At 41.4% G+C, this 9,778-nt stretch carries 6 protein-coding genes; all 6 read left to right on the plus strand.

What is annotated here, in order from left to right:
- Positions 1-29: 29 nt before the first annotated feature.
- The 6 genes from GM418_RS11715 to GM418_RS11740 all read left to right on the plus strand — a co-directional run bounded on the left by GM418_RS11715 (position 30) and on the right by GM418_RS11740 (position 9,739).
- Positions 30-1,442 (plus strand): sulfatase family protein, encoded by a 1,413-nt coding sequence (locus GM418_RS11715; RefSeq protein ID WP_158866251.1) that lies wholly within the window; start codon positions 30-32, stop codon positions 1,440-1,442.
- 50 nt (positions 1,443-1,492) lie between these two features.
- On the plus strand, positions 1,493-2,695 hold the full coding sequence (locus GM418_RS11720) for a hypothetical protein (protein WP_158866253.1): 1,203 nt from the start codon (positions 1,493-1,495) through the stop codon (positions 2,693-2,695).
- A 42-nt stretch (positions 2,696-2,737) separates the two neighbouring features.
- Positions 2,738-4,162 carry a sulfatase-like hydrolase/transferase gene (locus GM418_RS11725; RefSeq protein ID WP_158866255.1) on the plus strand — a complete coding sequence of 475 codons (1,425 nt, stop codon included), beginning with the start codon at positions 2,738-2,740 and terminating at the stop codon, positions 4,160-4,162.
- A gap of 55 nt (positions 4,163-4,217) precedes the next feature.
- Entirely contained in the window at positions 4,218-6,641 is a 2,424-nt protein-coding gene (gene galB, locus GM418_RS11730) for a beta-galactosidase GalB (RefSeq protein ID WP_158866257.1), read from the plus strand.
- Between the two features lie 213 nt (positions 6,642-6,854).
- Entirely contained in the window at positions 6,855-8,282 is a 1,428-nt protein-coding gene (locus GM418_RS11735; protein WP_158866259.1) for an arylsulfatase, read from the plus strand.
- Positions 8,283-8,302: 20 nt separating this feature from the next.
- A complete protein-coding gene (locus tag GM418_RS11740; protein WP_158866261.1) occupies positions 8,303-9,739 on the plus strand; it encodes an arylsulfatase in 1,437 nt (478 codons plus the stop codon).
- Positions 9,740-9,778: the final 39 nt, after the last annotated feature.

A 9,778-nucleotide genomic window follows, 5' to 3' on the forward strand; every position in this document is an offset into this window, starting at 1 on the left:
GTTTTAATTTTAACCAAACTCCATTTACAATGAAAAATATCCTGCCATTTTTAGCGTGCTTTCTGTTTCTTTTAAACAGTTATTCAAAAACGGGAGCGGCAGAAAAGCCAAATATTTTGTTTCTATTATCTGACGATCATAGTGTACCTTATCTGGGGTGCTACGGAAATCAGGATATGGAAACGCCGAGTCTTGATAAACTCGCTTCAGAAGGTATGTTGTTTAATCATGCGTATACAACTGCACCACAGTGTGTTCCTTCCCGTTCTTCTCTATTGAGCGGGCGAAATGTACTGGATGTGCAAATGTTGCGGTTCTCCGCGCCACTCGACAAAAACATCATTACTTTTCCAGAATTATTGCGCGAAGCAGGATACTATACCGGCGTTTGCGGAAGAAGTTATCATCTTGATGGTTCAGGTAAAAAACCCCGGGAAACCATTGATGTTTTTAAAGAATTCGGAATGGAAACTTTCAGAAAACGAATGGATTATGTGAACCAGGGCATTGGCGATAAAGTTCTGGTTCAGATTAAAGAATTTCTGGATGAGGTTCCAAAAGGCAAGCCGTTTTTTATGTGGGCCAACTACAGCGATCCCCACCGACCTTTTACTGCCCCGGAATTCGAACCGGATCCTGAAAAAATAACGCTTCCTGAAGGCATGCCGGACACAAAAGAAGTAAGAAAAGATTTGGCTGCACACATTGGCGAAATAAATCGACTGGATCTCAGAATAGGTCAAGTTTTAGATGAATTGAAACAACGGGGCTTGTATAATAATACACTCATTATTTTTATGGGAGATAATGGCGCGGCTTTATTGCGGGGAAAAGGAACTTTGTACGATTGTGGTTTGCATGTCCCCTTAATTGCCAGATACCCTGAATTGATAGAGCCCGGAACAAAGTCAGACATTCTGATTTCAGGCAGCGATTTGGGTCCGACTATTCTCGATGTTGCCGGTATAAAACCCGATAAACAAATGACAGGGAAAAGTTTTAAACATGCCATGCAGGGCGATGAAACCGAAAATCACGAATATTTGTTTGCTGTTCGCGGAGCACACGGTTCAGGTTTACCGGGCAATTCATCAGCATTTGATTTGTCGCGGACAGTTTTCAATAAAGAATACAAGTTGATCTACAATCCGCTTTTTCATTTGTCTTACCATCCGGTTGATTTTGCAGGTAGCGAGATGTGGAAAGAGATGATTCAACTGCACGAACAAGGGAAACTCGAAGAAAAATTTTCACATACCACTATATTTTCTCCGGAAAGGCCAATGTTCGAATTTTTTGACATAAAAAATGACCCCGATGAGTTTGTAAATCTTTCCGGGAAAGAGGAACATAAAAAACGGGAACATGAATTTAAAACGCAACTTCATCGCTGGATGATTATTTATCGCGATGTGGTTCCTTTGCCTATTCCTCCTAATTAAATTATTTATTGGAATTATGAGGTAGCGGATATACTATAAAATTTTTATCAATGAAAAATATACTTCAGGCAGCGGTACTTATCGTTCTTTTTACCTGTTGCCAGGAAAAACAAAAAGAGTATCCAAGCGGAATAATTTTTAAAGAAGAAACGGTTGCCAGAAAGGGATTGTTTGGCGACAACTGGTGTCAGACCTGGGCAGCCGACGGAAATATTTACACCATGCTCGACGACGGAAACGGCTGGTGGGGAGATAGCACAAAAAATACCACCGCCCCTTCATATCAGGGATCAATGTGCATTCGTATTGAGGGAGACGAAAATTTTGCAGATAAAGATGTTACTAAAATGGAAGGATGGCCGGTAAATCCGGGCAGTTCATCATTGTATGCGTACGGAACCATATCTGTTGAAGGTGTTATTTATGTGTGGCTTTGGAAAAGCGCAACAGATACCTGGTATCGCCGACCCATTGCTAACCGTTTACTGTATTCACCCGATCTGGGGCAAACATTTTATCGCTGGAACGACCAACGGGAAACCGAGGAAACATTTGGCGAAACTGATTCGGCATCTTTTTTCTTTTATAAAGAAGATCCCAGGTTCCATATCGATAAAGACTCATATGCTTTTAACTGGATTGCCTTCTGCCAGAATGGAAAGGACAATTCAGCCGCCAAAGATGATTTTGTTTATATGTATGCTCCTGAGCAACACGCTCCCGATAAATTATCGATGATAAGAGTACACAAGGATAAAATCCGGGATAAAGAATCTTATGAATATTTTAAACACTGGGAAGGTGAGAAAGCAGAATGGACAAAAAATATGAAAGAACGTGGAGTAAACCTGCAATACCCGGAAGCTCCGGAAGGAAGAGAATGGATGTGGGCATCATGGCTTCCAAGTGTTGTGTATAACGAAGGGCTTGATTTGTACATGATGGTAAGCTATGGAATTACCGATGAAAATAAAAGCTTTTGGGACGGCTGGTGTAATCACTGTAAATATCCGGCTTGCATAGGATTCTGGTATTCCAAAACTCCATACGGTCCATGGAAGCAGTTTTATTACGAGGAAGACTTTTATGTTGACAGGGAAGAAAATCGTACGTACGGATTTAAACTAAATCCTAAATGGATAAGCGAAGACGGTAAAAAAATGGTATTGATATGGTCAGATGCAGGAGATGACCACACTACCAATTACAAGTGGAATCAAATGGAAATAGAAATAACAACTGAAGAGTTATAAAATCAATTTAAATCAAATAACCTGTTTTTTAATTACTATAATATGAAGCCTTTTTTTCTTTTTTATGCCGCGTTATTTTTGGTCTTGACAAGCTGTCAAAATCAGGAGAATAAATTTGATAAAACAAAACCCAATATCCTTTTTCTTCTTGCCGACGATCTTGGTTACGGGGAATTGGGTTGTTATGGCCAGGAAATCATCAAAACGCCGTCACTCGACAGCCTGGCAGGTCGGGGAATGCAGTTTACCGATTTTTATGCCGGAAACTGTGTCTGTTCTCCTTCAAGAGCAGTGCTAATGACCGGCATTTCATCTACTTTTAATACCATTCGTGGAAATAGCGGCAGCTTTTCCGGAGACCGCTGGATGAGAGTAACTTTGAAAAAAAGTGAAATGACTTTGGGTGAAATGATGAAAACCGCAGGGTACCAAACTGCTTTTATTGGGAAATGGCATTTGGATGATCCCAATGATGTTTCAACCTGGGCATATAACCGAGGTTTCGATTTTGCTGTGCAGGAACAATGGAGTTCGCGTTTTGGCGGTATTAATTATGATGAAGAACTTCACTGGATAAATGGGAAACAGGACTCGGTTTATTATAATTGGGAGGATTGGGAATGTAAAGATGAATTCAGAACGGAACTTGCATTTGACTATCTGGATAAAATTGATCAGAAAAAACCTTTTTTTCTGTTTATGTCATACAGGGCGCCGCACGGGCATGAGCGACAAATTGGAAATAAAGATATCTACGCGGACAGAGGCTGGCCTGCAAATGAAAGGTTGCACGCCGCCAAAATTACTTTACTTGACAAACAAATTGGGAGATTGCTGGAAAAGTTGGAGGAGATGGGAGAAATGGAAAATACACTTGTTTTTTTTACCAGCGATAACGGCCCCCACCACGAAGGGCACAACCACGAGTTTTTTAACAGTAACAGAGAGTTGCATGGATTTAAACGCGATTTGTATGAAGGTGGAATAAGGGTGCCGATGATGGCTGTTTGGAAAGGAAAAATTATTCCTGGAACGACGACAAATCATATCAGCGGTTTTCAGGATATTCTCCCAACACTTGCTGAAATTGCCGGTATCGAGGTTCCCGCTCAAACCAACGGGATTTCAATTTTGCCGGTTTTAGAAGGAAAAGAACAAGCCAAACACAAGAGTTTAAACTGGGAGTTTCAGTTGGATGGCTGGGGGAGAATTATGCCTGATGGAGGATTTCGCCAGTCTGCCCGAATTGACAACTGGAAAGGCGTCCGCTACGGATTGTCCCATGAAATAGAGCTATACAATCTTGCTACCGATATTTCAGAAACAAACAATGTTGCCAAAGATAACCCTGAAATGGTTCAGAGAATGAAAGAGTTGTTTGAGAAAAACCGTTCAGAGACTCCCGGCTTCCCATATGGTGGAGCGGTTCAAAATTACAAAGCAAAAGACAAGAATACTTTGAAATAAATTAGGTAATTTCTATTTTGGAAAAGTCTTTACTTTAAACAATAATATTTAAACCATGAAGTCATCAATATTTCTTTGCTTTTTTGTTTTTCTCTTTTTGGGGGGCAATGCACAGGTTCGTCAGCTCGTTACGTTGGATTCAAACTGGAAATTTATAAATAAGGAAGTTGCCGGAGCTGAAAAACCGGAAACAAACACAGCCAACTGGGAAACGGTTTCCGTACCGCACGACTGGGCTATTAAAGGGCCATTCGATAAAGAAATCGATGCACAAAAAGTACGTGTTACGCAAGACATGGAAAAAGAAGCCCGGATGAGAACAGGCAGAACAGGAGCATTACCTCATATTGGTATTGGTTGGTACCGGAAAACATTTGAACTTCCCGGACTTAAGGCAGGGAAAAAAGTGTTGCTGGTTTTTGATGGAGCCATGAGCGATGCACACGTTTGGCTAAATGGTAAAGAAGTTGGAAATCACCCTTATGGTTACGCTTATTTTTATTTTGATATTTCTGATTATTTAAAAGATGGCGAAAACATTCTGGCGGTGAGGTTAGAAAATCCATCAAATTCGTCGCGCTGGTATCCGGGTGCCGGAATTTACCGAAAAGTGCAGATAATCGTAAAAGATGAAACAAGTTTTAAACAGTGGGGAACATTTATTACCACACCATTTGTTTCAGAAGAGGTGGCAAAAGTGAATATCAAATCAGATGTGAATGGTGAAGATGTAAGATTGGTTACTGATATTGTAGACGCAGATGGAAATGTGGTGGCAAGCAAAACTTCAGATGAAAAATTTGGTAAAACCATAGAACAAAATATTGCTGTTCCCCATCCGGAAATATGGGATACAGAATCGCCGTATTTATATACTGCACATTCAAAACTATTCGAGGGAAATGAACTAAAAGATGAGTTAGTTACCCGTTTTGGAATCAGAAGTGTAGTTTACGAACGCGGGAAAGGATTGATATTGAATGGTGAAGTAACAAAGTTTAAAGGCGTTTGCCTGCACCACGATTTGGGGCCACTGGGAGCAGCAGTAAATAAAGCAGCGTTAAAGCGGCAACTTACCATTTTGAAAGATATGGGATGCAATGCCATTCGTTCTTCGCATAACATGCCCTCGCACGAGCAATTGGAATTATGCGACGAAATGGGATTTTTATTTATGGCCGAAAGTTTTGACGAGTGGGCAAAAGCAAAGGTGAAAAACGGATACAACAGGTGGTTTAACGATTGGGCAGAAAAAGATGTTGTTAACCTGGTTCGCGCAACCCGGAATCATCCAAGTATTGTAATGTGGAGTTCAGGCAACGAAGTTCCCGACCAATGGGGAGACGAAGGAGTAAAAAGAGCAAAATGGTTACAGGATATCTTTCATCGTGAAGACCCCACCCGCCCGGTTACGGTTGGTATGGACCAGGTGGCTAATACAATGAAGAATGGCTTCGGAGCAATTATCGATGTTCCCGGCCTAAATTACAGGTTGCCTTTGTACGGCGAAGCTTATCAACGGTTCCCGCAAGGATTTATCCTGGGCTCGGAAACAGCTTCAACCGTTAGTTCGCGTGGTGTTTATAAATTTCCGGTGGAAGAGTATAAACAAAAAACTTACGGTGATTTTCAAAGTTCTTCCTACGATTTGGAAGCGTGTAACTGGTCAAATATCCCTGACGACGACTTTGTTTGGCAGGATGATTATGACTGGGTAATTGGCGAGTTTGTCTGGACAGGTTTTGATTACCTGGGAGAACCAACACCGTATAATGAAGCCTGGCCTTCGAGGAGTTCCTATTTTGGAATTTGCGATTTAGCCGGTTTACCAAAAGACAGGTATTATTTGTACCGCAGTCGCTGGAATACCAAAGAGGAGACCTTACATATTTTACCACATTGGAATTGGGATGGTCGTGAAGGAGAAACCACGCCTGTTTTTGTTTACACCAGCTATAATACAGCCGAACTTTTTGTAAATGGCGTGAGCCAGGGGAAAAGAACAAAAAACAGGGAAGAAAGACTCGATCGTTACCGTTTGCGCTGGATGGATGTAAAATACGAACCCGGAACTCTTAAAGTAGTTGCTTTTGATGACAATGGCAACCCGGTTGCAGAGCAAGAAATTCATACCGCAGGAAAACCACATCACCTTGAATTATCGGCCGACAGGGAAGTAATTTCAGCCGATGGAAAAGATTTAAGCTATGTAACGGTTTCTGTGGTTGACAAAGATGGAAATCTCTGTCCGAATGCTGACAATCAGTTAAATTTTGAAGTATCGGGTGCAGGTGAATTTAAGGCAGTTTGTAACGGAGATGCTACGTCGCTGGAAATGTTTCATATCCCAACTATGAAAGCTTTTAGCGGAAAATTGGTTGTAACTGTTCAGTCAACTAAAGAAGCCGGTGAAATTGAGTTACAGGTCAAGGGGAAAGGATTAAAATCAAACACAATAAAAATTAGAAGCAATACGTAAAATTTTATTTTAGGTCGTCATACTTTAGAATACTTTTTATCTGTTTATCAACAGACGCTTTTTTAGTTGTTATTGATTTGGTTGAAGAGAGAGTGTTATGTGTTAATTGTTAGCAAACCGAATTAGTTAAATTTGGGTGTCGTATGGTTTGGTAGACTGATTTATGTATTTTTGAAGTATACGCTGAACTAAAAAACCTAAATATAATTTTACATGAAGAATTTATTCATTTTATTTTTATTGAATTTACTGCTGTTCTCTTGTCAGAATCGACCACAGGAGAATAAGGAGAATACAAAACCCAACATCATATATATTTTAGCGGATGATTTGGGCTATGGTGATTTAAGTTGTCAGGGGCAAACCCATTTTCAAACGCCAAATATCGATAAAATTGCAAGTGAGGGAATAACTTTTACGCAGCATTATGCAGGTTCAACGGTTTGTTCTCCATCGCGTTCTGTATTATTAACGGGGCAGCATACCGGGCATACACCGATTCGCGGAAACAAACGTGATGAATTTGGCAACTGGCCGATGGCATCGGAAGCATTAACAGTAGCTGAAATACTAAAAGAAAACGGATATGCTACCGGGGCTTTTGGAAAGTGGGGGCTTGGTTATCCCGGCTCGGAAGGCGATCCAAATAAACAGGGATTTGATGAATTCTATGGTTACAACGATCAAACCCTGGCACACAATTACTATCCTTATTTTCTAAATCACAACCAGGATACGGTTTGGCTGGAAGATAACGCAGGTGCGGGCCGTGGAACCTACGCCCCAATCCCCATTCACGAACAGGCTTTAAAATTTATGGAGGAAAATAAAAACAAGCCGTTTTTTATGTATTATCCATCGGTAATTCCTCATGCCGAGTTGTTTGCACCTGAAGCGTACATCAAAAAATACCGCGGTAAATTTCTCCCTGAAAAAGAATACAAAGGAGCAGACGAAGGAGCTCCCCGTTTTAAAACCGGTGGTTATGGATCGCAACCTGAATCACACGCAGCGTTTGCCGCAATGATTAATCTGTTGGATGATCAGGTGGGAGAAATTTTGGCAAAGCTAAAGGAACTCGGGATTGATGATAATACCATTGTTATTTTTACTTCTGACAACGGGCCTCATCTTGAAGGCGGAGCTGATCCTGATTATTTCGACAGCAACGGACCCTTCCAGGGGTATAAACGCGATTTGTATGAAGGAGGAATCCGTATGCCCATGCTGGTACGTTGGCCCGGAAAAATTAAGGCCGGAAGTAAAACCAATCATATTTCGGCTTTTTGGGATTTTCTACCTACGGCAACCGATTTGATTGGAGCAGAAACACCGGAAAATATCGACGGGATTTCTTATTTGCCAACGCTGCTGGGGAACGAAAATCAAAAGGAACATGATTATATGTACTGGGAATTTCATGAAAGAAACGGTCGGCTGGCTGTGCGTCAAGGCGATTGGAAACTAATTCGTTATGACGTGTTTTCACCTGAAAAAACAACAACCGAACTTTATAATCTGGCAAATGATCCGGGAGAAGAAAACAATGTAGCTGAAGGACATCCCGAAATTACCAACAACTTATTAAAATTAATGGAGTCAGCCAGAACGGAATCTGAGGTGTTTACGTTCAACAAATGATCAAATCAAACTTTTATTCAATGAAAAGAAATCTTTTCCTTACCATTATTATTCCAATTCTTTTTTCCTGCCAAAACAAACCACAAAAAACCGGCGATGAAACAACAAATTCCCAACCCAATATCGTCTACATTCTGGCCGATGATTTGGGTTATGGCGATTTGGGTTGTTACGGTCAAAGCCGTTTTCAAACACCCAATCTTGATAAAATGGCGAGCGAGGGAATGTTGTTTACCCAGCATTATGCCGGCACAACTGTCTGTGCCCCTTCACGTTCATCGCTGATGACCGGGCAGCATACCGGGCACACGCCTATCCGGGGGAACAAAGAAGTTCAGCCCGAAGGACAGTGGCCCATTCCTGATGGCACGTTTACTATTGCCGAGATGCTTAAACAGGCCGGTTATGTAACCGGTGGTTTTGGAAAATGGGGCCTTGGTTATCCCGGCTCTGAAGGTGAACCCAACAACCAGGGGTTCGATGAGTTTTTTGGCTACAATTGCCAGAGATTGGCACACAACTATTATCCTTCTCATTTATGGGACAACCAAACCAAAATTATCTTGGAAGGAAACCGGGGGGATAAATTTGAAGATTATGCCGCTGAGCTGATTCACGAAAAAGCTTTGCAGTTTATTGAAAAGAATAAGAACAAGCCATTTTTTCTTTTTTATCCGAATGTAATTCCACATGCCGAGTTATTGTTACCCGAAGAAAACCTGGCTGAGTTTCGGGGGCAGTTTCTTCCTGAAAAAGAGTTTAAAGGTGCAGAGCCCGGAGATGATGATTTTAGAAACGGAGCTTACGGCACACAAGCAGAAAGTCATGCCGCATTTGCCGCCATGGTAACACTTTTAGACCAGCAGGTAGGCGAAGTACTGGCCAAACTAAAAGAACTGGGATTGGAAAATAATACTATCGTAATGTTTAGTTCAGATAACGGGCCTCACCTGGAAGGTGGAGCTGACCCGGATTATTTTGACAGCAACGGTCCGTTACAGGGCTACAAAAGGGATTTGTATGAAGGAGGAATCCGTGAACCGATGATAGCATGGTGGCCGGGAAAAATTGAAGCAGGAACAAAAAGTGGTCACATTTCAGCTTTCTGGGATGTAATGCCAACAGTGGCGGATATCGCGGAAATTGAAGTCCCCGGGAATATTGACGGGATTTCGTTTCTTCCCACCCTGTTAAACCAGGGCGAACAAAAAGAGCACGATTATTTGTACTGGGAGTTTCATGAAAAAGGCGGGAGGAAAGCGATTCGCAAAGGCGACTGGAAACTGGTTCGTTACGATGTACTTCACCCTGAAAAAACAACCACTGAATTGTACGACCTTTCAACAGATATTGGTGAGGAACACAATGTGGCAGATGAACATCCTGAGATTGTAAAAGAACTTCTGGAACTGATAAAATCTGCACGCACTGAATCGGAAGTATTTACTTTTAAATGAAAGAATTTATAGTATTTACAAATAGAAAAAGAGGTGATT

Source organism: Maribellus comscasis (genome assembly GCF_009762775.1).
Taxonomy (GTDB): Bacteria; Bacteroidota; Bacteroidia; order Bacteroidales; family Prolixibacteraceae; genus Draconibacterium; species Draconibacterium comscasis.